The sequence below is a fragment of the Paenibacillus sp. E222 genome, from assembly GCF_013401555.1.
Taxonomy (GTDB): Bacteria; Bacillota; Bacilli; order Paenibacillales; family Paenibacillaceae; genus Paenibacillus.
In genome coordinates, this window is record NZ_CP058552.1 from 1,163,539 (window position 1) to 1,185,328 (window position 21,790).

16 protein-coding genes and 3 rRNA genes are annotated in these 21,790 nt (G+C 47.6%); 1 reads left to right on the top strand and 18 read right to left on the bottom strand.

Annotated elements, in window-relative coordinates; translation table 11 throughout:
• Positions 1–179 precede the first annotated feature (179 nt).
• The 12 genes from rsmI to HW560_RS05310 form a co-directional block, all read right to left on the bottom strand.
• Positions 180–1,061 carry a 16S rRNA (cytidine(1402)-2'-O)-methyltransferase gene (gene rsmI, locus HW560_RS05255; RefSeq protein WP_090905230.1) on the bottom strand — a complete coding sequence of 294 codons (882 nt, stop codon included), beginning with the start codon at positions 1,059–1,061 and terminating at the stop codon, positions 180–182.
• On the bottom strand, positions 1,062–1,841 hold the full coding sequence (locus HW560_RS05260) for a tRNA1(Val) (adenine(37)-N6)-methyltransferase (protein WP_179262256.1): 780 nt from the start codon (positions 1,839–1,841) through the stop codon (positions 1,062–1,064). It abuts the gene before it with no gap.
• An 85-nt stretch (positions 1,842–1,926) separates the two neighbouring features.
• Positions 1,927–2,295, bottom strand: coding sequence for a DNA replication initiation control protein YabA (yabA, locus tag HW560_RS05265; protein WP_024633697.1), 369 nt, complete (start codon positions 2,293–2,295; stop codon positions 1,927–1,929).
• 28 nt (positions 2,296–2,323) lie between these two features.
• A complete protein-coding gene (locus tag HW560_RS05270; protein WP_024633696.1) occupies positions 2,324–3,124 on the bottom strand; it encodes a PSP1 domain-containing protein in 801 nt (266 codons plus the stop codon).
• Positions 3,125–3,241: 117 nt separating this feature from the next.
• Entirely contained in the window at positions 3,242–4,213 is a 972-nt protein-coding gene (gene holB / locus HW560_RS05275) for a DNA polymerase III subunit delta' (RefSeq protein WP_090905234.1), read from the bottom strand.
• A 9-nt stretch (positions 4,214–4,222) separates the two neighbouring features.
• Positions 4,223–4,666 carry a YaaR family protein gene (locus tag HW560_RS05280; protein WP_090905236.1) on the bottom strand — a complete coding sequence of 148 codons (444 nt, stop codon included), beginning with the start codon at positions 4,664–4,666 and terminating at the stop codon, positions 4,223–4,225.
• A 264-nt stretch (positions 4,667–4,930) separates the two neighbouring features.
• Positions 4,931–5,260, bottom strand: coding sequence for a cyclic-di-AMP receptor (locus HW560_RS05285; protein WP_017691391.1), 330 nt, complete (start codon positions 5,258–5,260; stop codon positions 4,931–4,933).
• 62 nt (positions 5,261–5,322) lie between these two features.
• The gene (gene tmk, locus HW560_RS05290; protein WP_090905238.1) at positions 5,323–5,970 is read right to left on the bottom strand and encodes a dTMP kinase; all 648 of its coding nucleotides are present in this window, start codon (positions 5,968–5,970) and stop codon (positions 5,323–5,325) included.
• A 229-nt stretch (positions 5,971–6,199) separates the two neighbouring features.
• Positions 6,200–6,892: an LrgB family protein gene (locus HW560_RS05295; RefSeq protein WP_179262257.1), complete on the bottom strand. Its 693-nt coding sequence runs from the start codon at positions 6,890–6,892 to the stop codon at positions 6,200–6,202.
• Positions 6,862–7,290 (bottom strand): CidA/LrgA family protein, encoded by a 429-nt coding sequence (locus HW560_RS05300; protein ID WP_090905241.1) that lies wholly within the window; start codon positions 7,288–7,290, stop codon positions 6,862–6,864. Before HW560_RS05300 ends, HW560_RS05295 begins: the two co-directional genes overlap by 31 nt.
• 71 nt (positions 7,291–7,361) lie before the next feature.
• The gene (locus HW560_RS05305; protein WP_179262259.1) at positions 7,362–9,215 is read right to left on the bottom strand and encodes an aminotransferase class I/II-fold pyridoxal phosphate-dependent enzyme; all 1,854 of its coding nucleotides are present in this window, start codon (positions 9,213–9,215) and stop codon (positions 7,362–7,364) included.
• Between the two features lie 338 nt (positions 9,216–9,553).
• Positions 9,554–9,739 (bottom strand): sigma factor G inhibitor Gin, encoded by a 186-nt coding sequence (locus tag HW560_RS05310; protein WP_024633689.1) that lies wholly within the window; start codon positions 9,737–9,739, stop codon positions 9,554–9,556.
• Positions 9,740–10,337: 598 nt separating this feature from the next.
• Between HW560_RS05310 and HW560_RS05315 the strand changes: the two genes are divergently transcribed.
• Positions 10,338–10,862 carry a hypothetical protein gene (locus HW560_RS05315; RefSeq protein WP_090905245.1) on the top strand — a complete coding sequence of 175 codons (525 nt, stop codon included), beginning with the start codon at positions 10,338–10,340 and terminating at the stop codon, positions 10,860–10,862.
• Between the two features lie 634 nt (positions 10,863–11,496).
• Here HW560_RS05315 and HW560_RS05320 read toward each other — a convergent pair.
• The 6 genes from HW560_RS05320 to gyrA all read right to left on the bottom strand — a co-directional run bounded on the left by HW560_RS05320 (position 11,497) and on the right by gyrA (position 21,714).
• Positions 11,497–11,934 carry a hypothetical protein gene (locus tag HW560_RS05320; protein ID WP_090905247.1) on the bottom strand — a complete coding sequence of 146 codons (438 nt, stop codon included), beginning with the start codon at positions 11,932–11,934 and terminating at the stop codon, positions 11,497–11,499.
• A gap of 290 nt (positions 11,935–12,224) precedes the next feature.
• A 5S ribosomal RNA gene (gene rrf / locus HW560_RS05325) occupies positions 12,225–12,341 on the bottom strand.
• Between the two features lie 146 nt (positions 12,342–12,487).
• Positions 12,488–15,412: ribosomal RNA gene (locus HW560_RS05330) — 23S ribosomal RNA — on the bottom strand.
• A gap of 311 nt (positions 15,413–15,723) precedes the next feature.
• Positions 15,724–17,275 (bottom strand): 16S ribosomal RNA (locus tag HW560_RS05335).
• Together the 16S, 23S and 5S rRNA genes form the textbook arrangement of a ribosomal RNA operon.
• A gap of 550 nt (positions 17,276–17,825) precedes the next feature.
• A complete protein-coding gene (locus tag HW560_RS05340; RefSeq protein ID WP_179262261.1) occupies positions 17,826–18,941 on the bottom strand; it encodes an HD-GYP domain-containing protein in 1,116 nt (371 codons plus the stop codon).
• Positions 18,942–19,158: 217 nt separating this feature from the next.
• A complete protein-coding gene (gene gyrA, locus HW560_RS05345; protein WP_179262263.1) occupies positions 19,159–21,714 on the bottom strand; it encodes a DNA gyrase subunit A in 2,556 nt (851 codons plus the stop codon).
• Between the last annotated feature and the right edge of the window lie 76 nt (positions 21,715–21,790).

Genomic DNA, 21,790 nt, shown 5'->3' on the forward strand with positions numbered 1-21,790 from the left:
TGGTTCTCATTACCCATAAAATCGAGCTGCGAGTCTGTACAACCAAAAAGAAGAGCGGTGATGTGCGTAATATGTTTTATTTTTCCGCTCTGCTATTTTTTTCATATTTCATTAAGGTTGGGTCTAAGGTTCCTTTAAGTTTATTTTCCCTATTCCAGTATATATTTCTTGATTCGTTATTAGATTAACGCATTATACACATCTCGTTTCGTCAAACCCCGATCTGTTGCCGTTTTCTTCATCGCATCTTTCCGACTAAGTCCTTCATTCTCATAATGGCCCACATGCTCCTCCAAAGACAGCAGCTGCCACCAGGCTTCACGCTCCGCCTTACGCTCCTCTTCCCTGATACCTTCTACAAGCAAACAATATTCCCCAAGCGGCGGATGTTCCTCAAGCCATTCTATACACTCTTGGATACTACCTCTTGCGAACTCCTCATGACGTTTTGTAAGCTCACGCGCCAGTACGATCGATCGGTCACCTAGAATCTCTTCGAGGTAGGCCAACGTTTTGCGAATACGGTGAGGGGACTCATAAAATAGCAACGTACCGTTGGACTCATTAAAAGCTTCCATCACTTTTCGCATGTCTTTTTTCTCCCGCGGCAAAAAACCGCCGAATGTGAAGCGCTCCGTCGGCAAGCCGGATACGATCAGAGCTGATAACGCTGCATTGGCTCCAGGGATGGGAATGACCGTAATTCCAGCTTCAAGCGCAAGTTTTACAAGATCGGAACCAGGGTCCGAAATGGCCGGCAGACCGGCATCACTGACGAGTGCCAAATTTTTTCCTTCTATTATATAGCGTATTAGTTCAGGCCCACTGGCTGCCTTATTATGCTCATGGTAACTGAACAACATCGATGGTGTAATTTCAAAATGGGTAAGCAGCTTTCGAGTCTGACGTGTGTCTTCCGCTGCAATGATGTCACAGCTCTGCAATGTTTTAATGGCTCGAAAAGTCATATCGTCCAGATTACCGATCGGTGTTCCTACCAAATATAGTTTGCCGGCATCACCCGACTGCTCCGCGTAGCTCTTCTGAATATGCAATGTCATCTAAACCCCTCCTTCCGTTGTCCGTTGTGCATGTTGTGCTCCGTAATATATATCCATGATCTCTTCACAGTATTTTCCCTCTTCATTGTAGACAATCAATGGGGGAAGCATGCGTACCTCCGGTTTCCCATCCTTGAGTGCTTCAATCAACACCATATTGGCTTCCAAATGAGCACGGGGATGTACCATCCGAATCCGCTTCGGTTCAAGTTTATACTCACGCATCAGAGAGATTATCTCACCTAGACGCTGCGGGCGATGAACCATGGATACTTTACCGCCATTGCGCACCAGTCGATTGCAGGCCTGAATGACTTCCTCCAGCGTACATCCGATTTCATGGCGTGCCATTGCCTGATGAGTGTTCATCTTGAGGTCACTTCCATTCAAGGGCATATACGGAGGGTTAACCGTTATAGCATCGTATACAGCATGGCCCGTTTCTTTCACAAGTTCACGCAAATCACCCTCATGAATCGTAATGGCTTCTTCCAATGCATTCAGCTGAACGCTGCGACGTGCCATATCCGCCAATCTTGGTTGAATTTCAATGCCCTCCAGACTCGCCTGCGTCCGTGTGGTCAACAGAATGGGAACCACCCCATTACCTGTACACAGATCAAGCACACGACCACGTTTCGGTACAGAAGCAAATCGGGCCAACAATACGGCATCCATTGAAAAACTAAACACTTCATCACTTTGAATAATCTTCAAATCATGGGAGAGCAAATCGTCGATTCGCTCCGAATCTTGCAGTTTTACTGATATTTCTGTCATATGATACACTCATCCTCCGGTACTCTATATCTCAGACAAGGTTCTTAACCTTGAAAAAAAACCGTAGGGGATCCCTACGGCCACTTCATTTATTCAAAAAAGACAGGCAGAACAGACAATCGCCTTCCGTCCGCAAATGTCCATAATAGACATTGCAGATATGGAATCCTTCGTGATACAACCGAGCCAGATTATCATACCCTTCACCTACAACATCTTCACCAGTAGCTGGACCTGCAGGCCTTGCTACCGGGGCGAGTGCCGATGCGATGGGCAAATCTGCCGGAGCTTCACGTTTCAGCAGTTTGCGTAACTGCTCATTCTCGATGGTAAGCCGTTGATTATCTTCAAGCAGCTCTTTAACAATCATTTTTAACTCTCCTAAATCACTGTGCAACTGACCCAATTGGGTTTCCATTTCATGAATGTGCGTAAACAGATTTTTCTTTTCCAAGTTTCCACCCCGAAGCAACCTTTATGGTTTACTTGATAACGACGTCATCCAGCGGAAGTTCTTTGACTTTACTGATGTCGAACAGTTGAACATGGACTGTGCGATTACCGGCATTGATGCCGACAACTTTTCCTTCACCCAAAGAGGTGACGACCAACTTGCCTACAGCCGGCAATTCTTCTCTCACACTTTCATAGTTATCATGCTCAAATTTCAGACAACACATGAGTCTTCCGCACAACCCGGAAATTTTCGTCGGATTCAGTGACAGGCTCTGATCTTTAGCCATCTTGATTGATACCGGCTCAAAGTCTCCCAGCCAGGAAGAACAACATAATACTCGGCCGCAAGGTCCGATCCCTCCAAGCATTTTTGCTTCATCACGTACACCGATCTGTCTCAGTTCGATCCGTGTCCGGAAAATGCTTGCCAGATCCTTGACCAGCTCCCGGAAATCCACTCTTCCTTCAGCTGTAAAATAAAAAATAATTTTATTGCGATCAAACGTAAATTCCACATCGACCAGCTTCATTTTGAGGCCGTGGTCTTTGATTTTATTTAAACAAGTACCGAATGCTTCTTTTGCTGCACGCTTGTTCTCATCTACGACACGGGCATCGGTCTCGCCCGCCACCCGGATGACCTTTTTGAGCGGCAACACCACATCAGACTCGCCTACTTCTTTCTTGCCAACGACAACCTTACCGTACTCTACCCCCCGCGCTGTCTCCACGATAACGCAGTTTTCTTTTTCAATGGGAAGGTCCAGGGGATCGAAGTAATAAATTTTGCCCGCTTTTTTGAAACGGACACCCACTACACTGTACAAAAAATTAACCCCCTCGTAAGCCAATCCCACTTCGTCTGAAGCCCTGTCTTCTTAGGGAACCCGCCGAAGTTATAACCGTTTGCATATGATTGGAACAAAATCTGTCCTCTCCCAGTCTTATGCCAAACCGATCAAAAATTGCTCCAGACAAAGCTGGCCATTGACATTGAAACGCAATTTTTTTCTGCATGCTGCGGCCATATCCATGTAGGAAACCCACTGCTCGGTGCTGCGGGTATGGGCCAACTGAGACAGCATGTCCAACTGATCTATAAAAACGATATGTTCATGCCTACCATACTGGACATACAGCATATCCCTGAACCATAAATGGAACAGGCTAAGCATCGTATCCAGGTGTTCTGAGAGTCCGGTTTTAAAAAGCTTCTGCTGTGCAGAGATCAATGATGTACTTCCTCTACCCAGGGACTCCTTCCCTAATTGTAACATTACGTTTCTAATTTCTGCAAACCAATTCTGCTGGAGAATTTCTCTACATGCTTCCAGTCCTGACGCTAAATGGACGGCAGAGCGAGCCAGATTGGCAGGGTGCCCTTCCGCAATCAGCGATTGCAGCATCTCTTCCGGATTCAGTGCACTGAAAGGAACCAATTGAGAGCGGGAACGAATGGTGGGCAGCATCGCCTGTCCATTATCCGTAATCAAAATACCTACCGCCGGCACTTGTGGTTCTTCCAGAAACTTCAGCAAGCTGTTGGCCGCTTGCACAGTCATTTTCTCGGCCTGTTCAATAATATATACTTTGGGATGCCCCGCCTCTGAACGGTACGAAAAGATACGCTGCAGATCCCGAATTTGATCAATTTTAATGTTATTTCCATCTGGTGCAAGCATCGTTAGATCCGGATGATTTCCATGCTCCACCTTACGACATTCAAGACACTGTCCGCAGGCATCATCTTCAAGCTCTGTACAGAATATCGCTTTGGCAAATGTAATCGCCGTCTGCAACTGTCCACTGCCGGATGGTCCGCTAAACAAATAAGCATGACTTATGGCCTGACGTCGCAAACTGCTCTGTAACATCTGCTTGGCTGCCTGCTGACCCATAATTTGTTGAAAGGACATACTTCCTCCTCAGAAGCTTAAGTTAATAAGCATTCCCCGAATTTCTCCTACTTGCTGTAATAACGTAATCTTGCCTTCCTCTGTCTCCAAAAGCTCGTCAGCCATAGATAACAAAGCAGAGTCAATCTCATCAATCAGCTTGTAACGCTTCCCTCTTCCACGACGATCCCATCCCCGAGTCTCTTTCATAGAAACACCGCGGCGGACCGTTTCCTCCAGAAATCTTTTTACAAGCTGCTTGTATGATTTTAATTCACGAATGGTCATGGAACGAGACAAACGGTCACCCTGCATCTGGATCTCACTTAATCGGCGGGTAAGTTCAGCCTGTGATGCCCGTTCACCCTGGTGATTCATCATATCAGAGAAATTTTTGGATTGAACCGGTTTGGAGCCGGAATCGGCAGAACTGAGTCCACTCTGCATCGGTCGGAATCCAGGGTTGATTTTCATGAAAACGCCTGCTTTCTATCTTAGTAGGCCTATCGTCCATCAGCACAGTGCGCGCTGCGCCTGTGCGAGGAGAGGACCTTATATATGTGCTGCATCATAATCTATATATAATAGTAGTTAAATATCACCACATGGATCTATTCGTTGGTTAGTCAACCTCTGTCCGAAATAAGACCTTCCTTGAGCGAAAAGTTTTTTTCGGACAGAGAACACGATTCTTGGTAACAAGAAGGACTCTGCATTGGATTTATGCAAAATGCACTATTAAAAGTGTTCGAATCGATCTACCGGAAGAACAAACACAGTAGCTCCGCCTACTTGAACTTCAACAGGTAGCGGCAGGTAAGAGTCGGTCGTTCCGCTCATCGGAGTGACTGGAGTCACGAGCTGTTCACGAACCTTACAGCTGCTGCGAATGACGTTCATTACGGATTCGACCTGACCATCATCGACACCGATCATAAACGTCGTGTTGCCTGCCTTCAAAAATCCACCGGTACTGGCCAATTTCGTAGCCCGAAAATTTGCTTTGACCAATGCGCTGGATAATCGGTTGCTGTCTTTATCCTGTATAATCGCAACAATCAGTTTCATCCTGCATAACCTCCTTCAGATAATAAGCACCTTGTGAAATGCCCTGTCTATATATTAGACAATTACTCGTCAAAATCCTTCAAAATCCCTGTCTCAAGCGACAAAATCATCGCTGCGAAGACCTCTTCTTGCTTTTGAGAAGCATCAATGACCCTGATCCTGTCCGGAAACTGTTCCTTTAACAGAAAATAGCCTTCACGCACTTTGCGGTGGAACTCCAGACTTTCGAGATCCAGACGGTTAACTTCACGTCCATCGTGGGCATCAATACGAGCGAGACCAGCTTCGGGCTCGATATCCAGATAGAGTGTGACGTCCGGCATCAGTTCACCTATTGCAAACCGATTGATGGCCCAAACATTCTCTACGCCAAGACCACGAGCGTATCCTTGATAGGCCAGACTGCTGTCGACAAATCGGTCACAGATAACAGTCTTCCCTGCCTTCAATGCAGGCTCCACTTTCTCCGCCAGATGCTGGCTGCGTGCAGCTGCATAGAGCAGCGCTTCGGTTCGTGCATCCATTGCCGTATGAAGAGGATTGAGGATGATGGCACGTATTTTCTCCGCAATTTCAATCCCGCCAGGTTCCCGAGTAATTACATATGGTATACCCTGTTCTTCAAAGTAAGAACCTAGCTTACTGATCATCGTGGTTTTGCCGGACCCTTCTCCCCCTTCCAACGTAATGAATTTACCTCTGCCCTGCATATGCTTCCCTGCTTTCTATATCGATAATTGCTCCTAATTGTGCTGCGATAATTACAACCTCGATCCTTTCATACTCCAGACTATGAATTAGCCCGCCCAGAGGTGTATGTTCACAACCACTCCGTAGATTGGTTCGAGGTTGGTACAAGCTTCTTATTATAATACTATACATGATCCCGCGTTAGCGGTCAGCTATTCTCCAATATTTTCGCTAAGGCACATAGCCTGATCAGCCGTAAATCAACCATACCCATAGAGGGAGCATGACAGAGCCGGCAATAGCACTGACAATCATGGATACGGAACTCAGCGCTACCGCATTTTCTCCATACTCAAAGGATCTTGCCATGCCCAGTGCATGGGAAGCCGAGCCGAGTCCGATCCCATACGCATTTTTGCTGCTTACTCTGGCCCATTTCAAAATCATGGGTCCCAATAATATCCCCGAAAATCCGGCTATCATCACAAATAACGAAGTGAAGGATGAATTTCCTCCCACCTGATCAGCCAGTTGAATGGCTACGGGTGTCGTAATGGATTTAGGTAATAATGCGATAACGATATCTTGCGGATAACCGAGCAGCAGTGATATAGCGGCCCCTGTTGACATACCAACGATGCTCCCACCCAAGGTACCGCCCAAAATCGGAATTATATTCCGTTTCAATACATGAAGGTGTTTTGCCAAAGGGAATGCCAGGGAAACTACGGCCGGCCCCAATAATTCCTGTATCCATTTGCCACCAAGCATGTACGTATCGAGCTTAATGCCGGAAATGAGCAAAATCAGTACGATTACAGCTGTTGCCGTCAATACAGGCATAAGAATCGGCCACTTCACCCTTCTATATAAATGAGTCGCCGGAATATATATAGCCACGGTCAAGGCAATCATTCCGATTCCGAGGATGAATGCGAGCATGAGATCGCCTCCTTCTTGCCTTGATGCGTCGATCTCCACGCCATGAGCCATTCACTGATTTTTGCGGACAACAGACAGGTAACCAACGTACTAACGATTAACCCCAGAACAAGCAGCACCGTATTGGCTCTAAAAAAATCAAAATGATTAATAATACCCACCGTGGGAGGGATAAACAATAATTGCAAATTCGATTGAAGCCAGGATGATCCTTCTTCGCCCCAACGTATTCTGATCCAGCCCAGTTGAATGACGATAAATAGAAGCAGCATCCCAACAATACTTCCTGTTAACGGCAGATGCAGTACAGCCTGAATCAGGTTTCCTATCCAATAAAAACCGTACATCAGTATGACTTGCAGGACTATTCCCGTATATTTTTTTAGCGGAATATCCAAGGTTTATTCCCTTCTTTCTTTATGTCCAGACAACAATGATGTCCTAATTCGTTTGAGTATTTTACATGAATTCAAAGCGTGTCTTCTAAACTCAATAATTCCCTGATGATTTTCAATGATTGCAGCGAAGTATCCGATACACCATGAAATCTTGCTCCTTCATCTCTCAGCAGCTTAATACGTGTTATCATGGCTGCACTTATTCGTTCACCAGCGTACACAAGGGGTATACCGGGCGGATACGGAATGACCATCTCCGCAGAGCGAAGACCAATACATTTTTCAATGGAAACCTCTGTTGTATCCTCCTCCATAATCGGCTGCAACGTAAACGGGATAGGCTCCGAAAAAGGAGTTCCTTCTTGAACATTGTTCCACGTGGAAATATATTTTGAAGCCTCTTTTGTTAAACGCGGTGAGGTTGAAGGTAGTGAATGAGCCTGCTCATTTGCAAGGCTGATTTGATGTAAAGCCTGCAACAGGTGCTCGGCATCGCGCAGCGTCGAGCCCAAGGTAAAGAGCAGGACGACGTATCGCTCGTCGCTCATTTCGGGCACGCAGCCGCACGCTTCCAGCTGCTGCTGCAGCCCATAACCGCTCAGCACCCCTGTGCCGTCATAGATGACGGCCTTGAACGGGTCCTGAGCGGTGTACCCCGCGGCTGAAGGCAACGCCGCAGCGGGCAGAGCTTGAGGCCGCCCCGGTGAACCAGCGGCGGCCTCGGACTTACCGCCAGCTGCCGGCTTCGCCCCGGCTGGCGGCTCTTGCTGCAGCAGCTGCCCCGGCTGCAGCAACCGAAAGCGCGGCAGCTCCGCGAGGCCGCGCTTAAAGGCGTCCACGGCGGCAAGCCCCGCCGTGAAGGCATTCGCGCCCTGCGTATGCAGCAGACGGCGCGCCAGATCAAGCGAGGCCATCACCGGGTATGATGGGCTTGAGCTTTGCACCATGGCCAGACGCTGACGCAGCAGGGACCGGCTTAACCGTGGTCCCTGAACGTGCAGCATGGCTCCCATGGTGAATGCAGACAGCATCTTGTGGGTCGACTGCACCACACCGTCTGCTCCGCAGGACAGTGCAGAGGCTGGCAGCTCCGGATGCTGCCCATAATGCGCGCCATGCGCTTCATCCACGAGCAGCGGCAGGCCTGCCTCATGGCACACCTCAGCAATGGGCTTCAGATCAGCGCCCATGCCGTAATAATTGGGCAAAGTCACAAGTACTGCCTTTGCCTCAGGATATGCCTGGACAGCCGCCTGCACCGTCTCAAGCGACGGCATCACCGCAAGTCCACTCGCAGGATCAACCCATGGCTCCAGGAATACAGCCCTTGCGCCTGCCAGCATTAACCCGTGAATTACGGACTTGTGCACATTACGCTGTACCAGTACAAGGCTATTAGGTTCATTACATACGGTCAGCAGCAAAGACAAATTCCCCGCCGTACTACCTCCAACAAGGAAGAAACTCTCTTCTGCTCCAAAACAATCCGCTGCCAGCTGCTGCGCCTCCAATATAACCCCTTCTGGATGATGCAAGTCATCCGTCCCCGAGATTTCCGTTACATCCAGCCGCATCATCTCCAGAAACGCAATCACCGGTACAACATCTACCGCAGTTCCGTCAGTTCCATTCCCAACATGATTCGTGAGCCCATTTTCATCTCCATGCCCTTGTTCCTCAGCTTGTCTGAAGCACTCTTCCCCATCAGTTAATGGACGTCCCAAACTTTGTTTTCCCTTTGTCTCACCCTCATTCAGGTGACTGTCACCCAATCCTCCATCTGACTGCTGCTGGCCCACTTGCTCCAGTAACCTGCGATAGACTTGTCCATTTTTGTGCCCAGGTACATGAAAAGAACGCTGCCCTGAATCACGATACGCAAGCAACGCCTCATATAAAGGTGCGGTATTTGATTTATGCTCCATTGAATAATCATCCTGTACATTCATAAATTTTGATACGGTCCGTACCAATACTCTCTATAACAACAGAGACCTTTCCACGCATGTTTCTATCCTACGATCTGCTGTATTCAAATGTGTAGCTGAAGCACTTCTCCCTTCATTATATCAGGAATTGTCCAGCCCCCGTGCAAACCAGCGTTTCCACCGACGCAGCAGCATCATATCCAGTCACCCCATGGGTGCTTATCATGCCCACTTCCCTTCTTATTTCCCTGATAAAAACAGAAAAAGGCCCCTAGGGCCTCTATCCACATCGATACAATTCAATGTGATGTTTCACTAATATGATTTAACGCTCTTTATGCGTTCTTTTGCACCCATATCTGCTTCATCTGATGGATAAAATAATTGTACTTGGCATCCTGTGCATCCGTATGAACCATTTCTGCTTCGCAAGCGTCACATATAAATTCAGATACAATAAAAATGCCTTCTCTTTTGGTCTGTTCGCAGATAATGCATGTGTGTTCGGCGTGTCCTTCCATCAACCATCCCACCTTGTTTTACGTATTACTATCAGTATTGCACAGTTTCTATTATTTTAAACCTTTTCATAGTGCTTTCTTTCTATAAAATATATATATTCGCCTGCCCCTCTATGGGTGTCTGTACCGAAAACAAACATAAGAAAAATGCCTTTGGTTCTACACTTCAGTGAACCAGCCCACATTTGTTAGCTATTCTCCTTACCTTTATAACGTACCTATAACCTCGCAGACCTGCAATTTCTTCTATTATATGAAAACCATGATTGGACAGCCATTACAAGAAACATCGCCGCGCTCCATTGTATTTTTCATGTGATTATCTGCTCCCCCTCCTATGACTATAAAAACTTATATTCTATATTCTTAAAAAATCTTGGATTTTCAGCCGATATATAATACATCACCATTCAGAACCTGACAGCCAGATCGTTCAAAGGTATACTTGTATATGATTAACCTACTTCCATATCTTGTACATCAATCTGGAGTACATACAAGGTTCAAATGTGCAACTCAGCGTCATCCATTTCCTTATTTATGAAAACGAATACCTTTTACAAATGAACGTGATCCCAGAAGGAGGATTTGTAATCGTATGATCGCCGAACCGGAGAATAAAGCAACCTTTTATCAATACCGGCTTCTGAAAAAAAAGGCCATTGCCCGCAGCGTAATCTTCAGCTATCTGTCTCTGCCTGTCATTATGCTTTTGTTTAATCTGTTAGCATTCTCCTGGACTGGCCTCTTTTATTTTATCTTGGCAGGCCCGGTTACATTATGGATTCATTATGTCATCGCCAGAACCATATTACTGCTGGTCCGTACCTCATATGCACGTCGATGGCGATGGAATCTCAAAATGCCTTGGTTCGGCTATATTCCTGACCAACATTTCAGCTACCGCATGTTTGTTAGAGTCCACCTCAATATGAGCTGGATTGGGCTATGTATCATTACCGTCTGTTTAATTTGGTCACCCTTGTCCTTCACCCTATCGTTGATTTTCTGGCATCTGTGGCTGCTTGTACCACGTCTATATGTTGTACTTGTTCTTTCACGCGAACGTAAGGACGGGCTTATCAAATTAAATGAACAAGATGTCTCCTACTACCTGCAGTAATTGTTCTTCTATTCTTTATCTATAACCTTGCCTACACGCAATGTATAGTTGAAACCAAGTAATACATAAATCGCTAAAGCTCATCCATACTTTCTATTCAAACTGACGCAACCACTCCTATGAAACTCATCCTTGATTACTCGTCAAGCTTCCAAACCTTAAAGGTTATCCACAGTGGATAACCTTTATTCATTCCCCCTCCCTTTCCCCCTTATCCACAGCAGGGGTATAGTTAAAATGGTTATCCCCAACGCAATACATCCATTTCCGTTCTGTCACGTCGAGCTTGTTGAATATCGTTTCTGATATTGAGTATGTACTAGGCTCATTATCGACCTGCTTTCGCTGTCTTCTCCCCTCTTCTATATTTAGTTACTCTACAGCCAGCGTACTGAAACCAGCCTCTACAGGCACCATACTATCCATGCCTCATGTCTCCTGTGTGAGTGCTATAAGCTTTCCTCTCTACAGCTCCTGGTTAAGTCACCGCCAAAAGAAACCGCCGAACGATCCATTGCTCATCTCCCATAGTTCATGACATACAAAAAGCCCCCGATCACAGATCGGGAGCTTTACTATCATACGGACCATTACACCGTTAATTGTCGAACCATTACATCCAAGCACAACTCATTCAATCATCATCATCAAGTGATTTTACTGTCGTCTGAGCAGCTTCACTTTTCGGAACCATTACCGTGAAGAACCCATCATGTACAGCTAGATGTACAGTATGCCCTTCTTTAGCAAATACACGTAGGGAACTTGAGTCATTGGATGTACTCTTGGCTTGCTTTTCTGTCCAGCCCCAGCTCTTAATCTCGTCTAGATACACCTCAGGAATACTAGTGCTCTCACTAATACCAGATAGCGTATATCGAACATAATCCATATCCGAATTGTTTTCAGACTGGTCAGATTTATTCGCCACTTTAGGAACCGGGAAACCCTTCTCGTTTACCGCTCCTTCATAAGAAGTCCATGCAGATCCTGCTTCACCGCATCCTGCAAGCACGCCTATCAGGCTGAGCAAGAGAAACGAATGAAGAATTAGTCTTCGCCAACTTGTCACACACACCCTCCTTTTCACAGCTGCACATTCCAGCTCTGTGGTCAGGTACTTTTAGCATATTTAACATAGTCCTATTATACTGGTTTCGAATGCGTTTTCCGTAACAAAAATGTTACCTTCATTTCAAGACTTTTTAAGGCATTCCTTTGCCCTCTTTTGAAAGTCAATCCACCCTCTAGTTGTATCAGCTTCCAAAGCCAGAGTTCCATCCACCTTAAACTAGCGATTCCTTCATTTTTGTTTATAGACAAATAAAAACCACCACCGAATAACATCGGCAGTGGTTCTTTGCTTGGCGGCGTCCTACTCTCCCAGGACCCTGCGGTCCAAGTACCATCGGCGCTAGAGGGCTTAACGGTCGTGTTCGGGATGGGTACGTGTGGAACCCCTCCGCTATCGCCACCAAACGCGATTTGTCGAAGCATAGCTTCTTGAAATCCAATATGGAACTGAAAATCATACGCACATTCTGTGATGTACCAATTTTCATTTCAGAGATTATTCTCTGAAAACTAGATCCGAAACGAAATTTGCAACTTACAACCTGCATATCTTGGATAAGCCCTCGACCGATTAGTACTGGTCAGCTCCATGCATTGCTGCACTTCCACCCCCAGCCTATCTACCTCGTCGTCTTCAAGGGGTCTTACATACTGGGAAATCTCATCTTGAGGGGGGCTTCACGCTTAGATGCTTTCAGCGCTTATCCCTTCCGTACATAGCTACCCAGCGGTGCTCCTGGCGGAACAACTGGTACACCAGCGGTACGTCCATCCCGGTCCTCTCGTACTAAGGACAGCTCCTCTCAAATTTCCTACGCCCACGACAGATAGGGACCGAACTGTCTCACGACGTTCTGAACCCAGCTCGCGTACCGCTTTAATGGGCGAACAGCCCAACCCTTGGGACCTACTTCAGCCCCAGGATGCGATGAGCCGACATCGAGGTGCCAAACCTCCCCGTCGATGTGGACTCTTGGGGGAGATAAGCCTGTTATCCCCAGGGTAGCTTTTATCCGTTGAGCGATGGCCCTTCCATGCGGTACCACCGGATCACTAAGCCCGACTTTCGTCCCTGCTCGACTTGTAGGTCTCGCAGTCAAGCTCCCTTATGCCTTTGCACTCTTCGAATGATTTCCAACCATTCTGAGGGAACCTTTGGGCGCCTCCGTTACTCTTTAGGAGGCGACCGCCCCAGTCAAACTGCCCACCTGACACTGTCCCCGCACCGGATTACGGTACCAGGTTAGAACCTAGATACGATCAGGGTGGTATCCCAACGGTGCCTCCACGCAAGCTGGCGCTCACGCTTCAAAGGCTCCCACCTATCCTGTACAGATCGTACCCAAATTCAATATCAAGCTGCAGTAAAGCTCCATGGGGTCTTTCCGTCTTGTCGCGGGTAACCTGCATCTTCACAGGTATTAAAATTTCACCGGATCTCTCGTTGAGACAGCGCCCAAGTCGTTACGCCATTCGTGCGGGTCAGAATTTACCTGACAAGGAATTTCGCTACCTTAGGACCGTTATAGTTACGGCCGCCGTTTACTGGGGCTTCGGTTCACAGCTTCGGATTGCTCCTAACCGCTCCCCTTAACCTTCCAGCACCGGGCAGGCGTCAGCCCGTATACTTCGCCTTACGGCTTCGCACAGACCTGTGTTTTTGCTAAACAGTCGCTTGGGCCTTTTCACTGCGGCCCCCTCGTGCTATTCACACTACCGGGGCACCCCTTCTCCCGAAGTTACGGGGTCATTTTGCCGAGTTCCTTAACGAGAGTTCTTCCGCGCGCCTTAGAATTCTCTTCTCGCCTACCTGTGTCGGTTTGCGGTACGGGCACCATCACCTGGCTAGAGGCTTTTCTTGGCAGTGTGAGATCATGACCTTCGCTACTATAATTTTCGCTCCCCATCACAGCCCAGCCTTACGATGTGCGGATTTGCCTACACATCAGCCTCACTGCTTAGACGGACATCCATCAGTCCGCGTCACTACCCTGCTGCGTCCCCCCATTGCTCATAACGGCTTACGGTGGTACAGGAATTTCGACCTGTTGTCCTTCGACTACGCCTTTCGGCCTCGCCTTAGGTCCCGACTTACCCTGAGCGGACGAGCCTTCCTCAGGAACCCTTAGGCTTTCGGCGGATCAGATTCTCACTGATCTTTTCGTTACTCATACCGGCATTCTCACTTGTATAATGTCCAGCGCTCCTTACGGTACACCTTCAACCCTTATACAACGCTCCCCTACCCCTGATGCAAGCATCAAGCCATAGCTTCGGTGGTGTGTTTAGCCCCGTTACATTTTCGGCGCAGAGTCACTCGACCAGTGAGCTATTACGCACTCTTTCAATGGTGGCTGCTTCTAAGCCAACATCCTGGTTGTCTGTGCAACTCCACATCCTTTCCCACTTAACACACACTTGGGGACCTTAGCTGATGGTCTGGGCTGTTTCCCTTTTGACAATGGATCTTAGCACTCACTGTCTGACTCCCGGAAGTAAGTCTATGGCATTCGGAGTTTGACTGAGCTTGGTAACCCTTGCGGGCCCCGCACCCAATCAGTGCTCTACCTCCACGACTCTGTTTTCCGAGGCTAGCCCTAAAGCTATTTCGGGGAGAACCAGCTATCTCCGAGTTCGATTGGAATTTCTCCGCTACCCCCACCTCATCCCCGCACTTTTCAACGTGCGTGGGTTCGGGCCTCCAGTGCGTGTTACCGCACCTTCACCCTGGACAGGGGTAGATCACCCGGTTTCGGGTCTACGTCCACGTACTACATCGCCCTATTCAGACTCGCTTTCGCTGCGGCTCCGGCTCTTCACCTTAACCTTGCACGGGAACGTAACTCGCCGGTTCATTCTACAAAAGGCACGCCATCACCCCTAAAACGGGCTCTGACTTTTTGTAAGCACACGGTTTCAGGTTCTATTTCACTCCCCTTCCGGGGTGCTTTTCACCTTTCCCTCACGGTACTGCTTCACTATCGGTCGCTAGGAAGTATTTAGCCTTGGCAGATGGTCCTGCCGGATTCATACGGGGTTTCACGTGCCCCGCACTACTCGGGATACATCTCGGAGAGAGCAGACTTTCAACTACAGGGCTTTTACCTTCTTTGGCGGGCCTTTCCAGACCTCTTCGTTTAACCGGCTCCTTTGTAACTCCATGTGAGATGTCCCACAACCCCAAAGAGCAAGCTCTCTGGTTTGGGCTTCTCCGCGTTCGCTCGCCGCTACTGACGGAATCACTATTGTTTTCTCTTCCTCAGGGTACTTAGATGTTTCAGTTCCCCTGGTATGCCTCTACATAACCTATGTATTCAGTTATGAGTAACTGGAAATTACCCCAGCTGGGTTTCCCCATTCGGACACCCCCGGATCAAAGCTTGCTTACAGCTCCCCGAGGCAGTTTCGTTGTTCGCCACGTCCTTCATCGGCTCCTAGCGCCTAGGCATCCTCCGTGTGCTCTTAGTAGCTTAACCATAATTGCTCCGGTTTCGACTGCTCGCTTCCCTTGTTTTGCTTACGCAAAGCCAAAAGTCACTCCCATTCGATACCATCGCAATGCAGTTTTCACTATTTATTGAAACTTGTTTTAACACAAGTTCAGCTTAAAAAGGAATGTTCTAAATCGCAAAATTTCGTTTCGATATCTAGTTTTCAAAGAACAAGCTCCATGCAAAAGCAAGCTGTTTTGAGAGTTTGAGCTCTCAAAACTGAGCAACGAGTGAGTAAGTTGTGCAGCTAAGCTGCGTATTTGAATGTTTCCGTTACAGGAAACGATTCTCCATAGAAAGGAGGTGATCCAGCCGCACCTTCCGATACGGCTACCTTGTTACGACTTCACCCCAATCATCTATCCCACCTTCGGCGGCTGGCTCCTTGCGGTTACCCCACCGACTTCGGGTGTTATAAACTCTCGTGGTGTGACGGGCGGTGTGTACAAGACCCGGGAACGTATTCACCGCGGCATGCTGATCCGCGATTACTAGCAATTCCGACTTCATGCAGGCGAGTTGCAGCCTGCAATCCGAACTGAGACCGGCTTTTTAGGATTCGTTCCACCTCGCGGCTTCACAGCCCGTTGTACCGGCCATTGTAGTACGTGTGTAGCCCAGGTCATAAGGGGCATGATGATTTGACGTCATCCCCACCTTCCTCCGGTTTGTCACCGGCAGTCACCTTAGAGTGCCCACCCGAAGTGCTGGCAACTAAGATCAAGGGTTGCGCTCGTTGCGGGACTTAACCCAACATCTCACGACACGAGCTGACGACAACCATGCACCACCTGTCTCCTCTGTCCCGAAGGAAAGGTACATCTCTGTACCGGTCAGAGGGATGTCAAGACCTGGTAAGGTTCTTCGCGTTGCTTCGAATTAAACCACATACTCCACTGCTTGTGCGGGTCCCCGTCAATTCCTTTGAGTTTCAGTCTTGCGACCGTACTCCCCAGGCGGAGTGCTTAATGTGTTAACTTCGGCACCAAGGGTATCGAAACCCCTAACACCTAGCACTCATCGTTTACGGCGTGGACTACCAGGGTATCTAATCCTGTTTGCTCCCCACGCTTTCGCGCCTCAGCGTCAGTTACAGCCCAGAGAGTCGCCTTCGCCACTGGTGTTCCTCCACATATCTACGCATTTCACCGCTACACGTGGAATTCCACTCTCCTCTTCTGCACTCAAGTCACCCAGTTTCCAGTGCGATCCGGGGTTGAGCCCCGGGATTAAACACCAGACTTAAATGACCGCCTGCGCGCGCTTTACGCCCAATAATTCCGGACAACGCTTGCCCCCTACGTATTACCGCGGCTGCTGGCACGTAGTTAGCCGGGGCTTTCTTCTCAGGTACCGTCACCTTGAGAGCAGTTACTCTCCCAAGCGTTCTTCCCTGGCAACAGAGCTTTACGATCCGAAAACCTTCATCACTCACGCGGCATTGCTCCGTCAGGCTTTCGCCCATTGCGGAAGATTCCCTACTGCTGCCTCCCGTAGGAGTCTGGGCCGTGTCTCAGTCCCAGTGTGGCCGATCACCCTCTCAGGTCGGCTACGCATCGTCGCCTTGGTGAGCCGTTACCCCACCAACTAGCTAATGCGCCGCAGGCCCATCCCCAAGTGACAGATTGCTCCGTCTTTCCAGTTCTCTTCAGGAGAAGAAAACAACTATTCGGTATTAGCTACCGTTTCCGGTAGTTGTCCCAAGCTTGAGGGTAGGTTGCCTACGTGTTACTCACCCGTCCGCCGCTAACCATCAGAGAAGCAAGCTTCTCATCAAGTCCGCTCGACTTGCATGTATTAGGCATGCCGCCAGCGTTCGTCCTGAGCCAGGATCAAACTCTCCAATAAAGTATTGAAAAGAGCGATAAGCTCATTTTGAAACTGACGAGATTAAAAATCTCATTTTATGCTCCAGTCGATCCAAGCCAAGGCTTGTCTCAAACTTTCGCGTTCATTCTGCAAGCAGAATGTTTACTCACTCGTTGTTCAGTTTTCAAAGATCAAACTTGTTTCATTGCCGTGTGTTGTTCACCTCAGCAACTTTTATATCTTATCAAATCCGAACCAACTTTGCAAGCTCTTTTTTTAAGTTTCTTTCGAAGCTTATTTCATTCGCTTGCCGCACCATGTTTCTCGTGTTTTCTTGGCCGGAATTAGAATATACCATGTACAGATTTAGAATGCAAGCTTTATTTTCAATAAAGTTATTTCTGTCTACTACTCCCTCTAATATGTCTCCCATATTCGGCTGATCATCTATACATTACACTGTCTAAGGCTTCTCTAAAGAATATCTCTCCACCTATACTTACTATTCTCATACTCTACATTAAGTTCAATAAAAAGAGCCTCTCCATATTGGAAAGGCTCTATTCTTATATATGAACTGAAGATTCAGCTAGCCAATGACTTCCTGGATATGTAGCTGCCTTTGCTGCATCAGATTGATGATTGTTCCTTCTACCGATACCATCGGCCGTGTAGGATGATCCCGATCTGAGAATACGATCTCACCAATTTGATTATTGCTGAGCTTCACTCGAATACCATTATGGATCTGTGTGGAACGCTGAACGAATACATTCACGATCGCAGGATCCAATTTACCAAAAGCCTCACTCTGAATCTGTTCCAGTACCAGGTACGGTGACTGTGCCTTGCGATAGATCTTCTCCAGAGTCATAGCGTGGAATATATCAGCGATAGCTACAATCTTGGCATAGATATGAATCTGCGTGCCGCTGAGTTGCAGCGGGTAACCCGACCCATCCACTTTTTCATGATGCTGCAATGCTGCGAGTCTAGCTCCCTCATTGATGGCCTTAGCCTGTTTCAGTACCTGATAACCATATTTCGTATGCTGCCGGATTTCTGCCTGCTCTGACGCAGTTAAAGTAGAAGGTTTATGAAGGATCTGAGGATCCACTTTGTTATTACCGATATCATGGAACAATCCTGCAAAAGCTACCTGCATCCAGTCTTTCGAGGGCAAATCCATCCACTGAGCCAACTGATAAGATGTAATGGCACTCAATACGGCATGATGGTACACATAATCATGTTCCTGCATAACTCGTGGACTGAAGGTAAGCACATTATACTGTTTGAGGTGAACAAACAATGCTTCCAGCTGTGTACGCAACTCATATACAGGTATTTCAGCCGCCAGAGACGATAGAAAAGCATTTTTGGTCAGTCCAACCATCTTTTCATATTCTTCATGCAGAGACGGTAATGCGATTGCTGAGACTACGCTGCTGCCTTTCTCTGCTCTTTCTCCGTTCTTCTCATTACCTGCGCCTGAAGAGGCCAATGAAGCCTTAGAACCCGAACTGCTTGTCCCTGTTCTCTCTTGCTCGATGTCCACTTGATGAATCATAAAGGCTTTGAGTACTTCCACATCCTTAGGCAAAATGACTTTGCCCTTCTGAAACAGCACATTACCACGAAGCGTTTGCACGTCATTTCCCAGTTTCAGTCCTGGTTTGACTTCAGACAGGGTAATTAATCCCATGTTTATTCCCCTCACTCATCGTTCTTCTATAATGATAACAAGACCATAGTCCCGGTTTTTCTCGTTAATTCCCATTATATTACTCAAAAATCAGGCTGTACATCCCAGATTTCAAGGAGAGAGGTCCTGGAGCCGTGAAAATAACAAAGGGCCCCCATATGGGAGCCCTCCAATTTCATTGAAATCATGAAATGATTTTCGTTATAGAAAATTAATTCTATACTTCCGAACCTGAATCATCGCCCTCAGCTTCAGCATCGGACACCGAGCCCTCATCCAGAGTGGACTCCGGACCTTCAGAGTTAGCGGCTTCTGCACCTTCAAGCAATTCTTCGTCTTCTGGTTCTTCCTCATTCTTGTCAATTCGGCTGACGGTAGCTACGGCATCTTCATCCCGAATATGAATCAGCTTCACGCCTTGCGTGTATCGACCCATGGTGGATATGCCTTCCATGCTCATCCGAATTAACGTACCGCTGGAAGTAATGATCATCAGATCTTCTTCTGTCTTAACCATTTTCAGGCTGACTACCGAACCATTCTTATCTGTGACGTTAATGGTTTTAATCCCTTTACCGCCACGAGTCTGCATCCGATAATCGCTGACAGGCGTACGTTTACCGTATCCTTTGGCTGTAACAATCAGAACATCCAGTTCCTGATCAACTACGTCCATACCGATTACGACATCCTGCTCATCCAGTGTGATCCCTTTAACCCCGGTTGCACTCCGTCCCATGGAACGGACATTTCCTTCCGAGAATCGGATGGACATCCCGTGAGCTGTACCCATAATGATCTCTTGCTGTCCATCTGTCAGCTTAACATCAATAAGGGCATCATCATCACGCAGGGAAATCCCGATCAGACCGCCTTTGCGAATATTCGTGTAATCCTCAAGTGGTGTCTTCTTCACAACCCCTTGACGGGTAGCAAAGAACAGATACTTGTCACTTTCGAATTCCTGAACGGGAATCACGGCATTGACCGATTCACCCTGCTCGATCTGAATCAGGTTGATAATCGGCGTTCCTCGTGCTGTACGTCCAAGTTCTGGAATCTCATAAGCTTTGAGACGGTACACTTTACCTTTGTCAGTAAAGAACATGAGGTAATTGTGAGAGTTGGTCACAAACAGATGCTCAACAAAGTCGGTATCTTTGGTGTCCATTCCCACAACCCCACGTCCGCCACGCTTTTGACTGCGGTATGTGGATACCGGCAGACGTTTCACATAGCCTGTATGGGTAATGGTGATGATAACCTCTTCGCGCGGAATCAGATCCTCGTCCAGAATGCTCTCTTCACCTACAGTGATTTCGGTACGACGATCATCGCTGAAGCGATCACGGATTTCTTGCAGCTCCGTGCTGATAATTTCGAGCACCAGATGCTCGTTGGCCAAAATTTCACGATATTCCTTAATTTTGACCATCAGTTCGTTATACTCATTTTCGATGCGCTCGCGTTCCAGACCTGTGAGGCGTTGCAGACGCATATCGAGAATAGCTTGAGCCTGATCATGACTGAGCGAGAAACGCTCGATCAGACCTTCTCTGGCTGCATCTGTATTGCTGGATGAACGAATCAACGCAATGATTTCGTCGATATGATCCAGCGCGATACGCAAGCCTTCCAGAATGTGTGCGCGTGCTTCGGCTTTTTTCAGCTCGAACTGTGTACGTCTGCGTATAACCTCAATCTGATGCTGCAAGTAGTGATACAACACTTCGCGCAGATTCAGAATCTTAGGTTCTTTATTTACAATCGCGAGCATGTTAATCCCGAATGTGGATTGCATCGCTGTATGCTTGTACAGGTTGTTCAGCACTACACCGGGGTTCACGTCTCTGCGAAGCTCAATCACAATCCGCATACCGTTACGGTCAGACTCATCACGCAGATCCGTAATACCATCAATCTTTTTATCACGTACCAACTCAGCAATTTTCTCAACGAGTCTTGCCTTGTTCACCTGATAAGGAAGTTCCGTAACGATAATCCGTGCTTTGTTATTGTTTTCTTCGATGTTGGTTTTGGCCCGCATCGTTACTGAACCACGTCCGGTTTGATACGCCTGGCGAATTCCGGAGCGTCCCAAAATATAACCGGAAGTTGGGAAGTCTGGCCCGTGAATATAATCCATCAATTCCATCGAAGTGATGTCTGGATTTTTGATCATAGCCTGTACGCCGTCAATGACCTCTCCCAGGTTATGGGGAGGAATGTTGGTCGCCATACCTACCGCAATCCCGCCGACACCATTGACAAGCAAGTTAGGGAAACGAGCTGGCAGAACGATAGGTTCACTTTCTTCACCGTCATAGTTCGGCTGGAAGTCAATCGTATCCTTGTTGATGTCTCTGAGCATTTCCATAGCAATCTTGGACAACCGGGCTTCCGTATAACGCATGGCTGCTGCCATATCGCCATCCACCGATCCAAAGTTGCCATGTCCATCTACGTGCATGTAGCGCAGGGAGAAGTCCTGTGCCATCCGTACCATCGTTTCGTATACGGCAGAGTCACCATGTGGGTGATACTTACCGATAACTTCGCCGACGATTCTGGCTGATTTTTTATGTGGTTTATCGGGTGTCATGCCTAGCTCGGACATTGCGTACAGAATACGCCGGTGAACCGGCTTCAATCCGTCACGCACGTCAGGTAAGGCACGGCTCACAATAATGCTCATCGCATAATCCATAAACGATTCACGCATCTCGACGCCAATATCCCGATCTTTAATCTGCGAGTTCATTTCTTCCGCCATGCTGGACCTCCTTCTTGTCCTTCAACAAACATTCCATTCAGTCTTTCAAAAATTAATTGTATGTGAAAAGCCTAAC

Coding starts and splice junctions, on each gene's coding strand:
- rsmI (WP_090905230.1), bottom strand. CDS start 1,061: ATGACATTGCATATTCAGAAGAGCTACGCGGAGCAGTCGGGTGATGCC.
- HW560_RS05260 (WP_179262256.1), bottom strand. CDS start 1,841: ATGACAGAAATATCAGTAAAACTGCAAGATTCGGAGCGAATCGACGAT.
- holB (WP_090905234.1), bottom strand. CDS start 4,213: ATGTCCTTTCAACAAATTATGGGTCAGCAGGCAGCCAAGCAGATGTTA.
- HW560_RS05280 (WP_090905236.1), bottom strand. CDS start 4,666: ATGAAAATCAACCCTGGATTCCGACCGATGCAGAGTGGACTCAGTTCT.
- HW560_RS05285 (WP_017691391.1), bottom strand. CDS start 5,260: ATGAAACTGATTGTTGCGATTATACAGGATAAAGACAGCAACCGATTA.
- tmk (WP_090905238.1), bottom strand. CDS start 5,970: ATGCAGGGCAGAGGTAAATTCATTACGTTGGAAGGGGGAGAAGGGTCC.
- HW560_RS05295 (WP_179262257.1), bottom strand. CDS start 6,892: ATGCTCGCATTCATCCTCGGAATCGGAATGATTGCCTTGACCGTGGCT.
- HW560_RS05305 (WP_179262259.1), bottom strand. CDS start 9,215: ATGGAGCATAAATCAAATACCGCACCTTTATATGAGGCGTTGCTTGCG.
- HW560_RS05310 (WP_024633689.1), bottom strand. CDS start 9,739: ATGGAAGGACACGCCGAACACACATGCATTATCTGCGAACAGACCAAA.
- HW560_RS05315 (WP_090905245.1), top strand. CDS start 10,338: ATGATCGCCGAACCGGAGAATAAAGCAACCTTTTATCAATACCGGCTT.
- HW560_RS05340 (WP_179262261.1), bottom strand. CDS start 18,941: ATGGGATTAATTACCCTGTCTGAAGTCAAACCAGGACTGAAACTGGGA.
- gyrA (WP_179262263.1), bottom strand. CDS start 21,714: ATGGCGGAAGAAATGAACTCGCAGATTAAAGATCGGGATATTGGCGTC.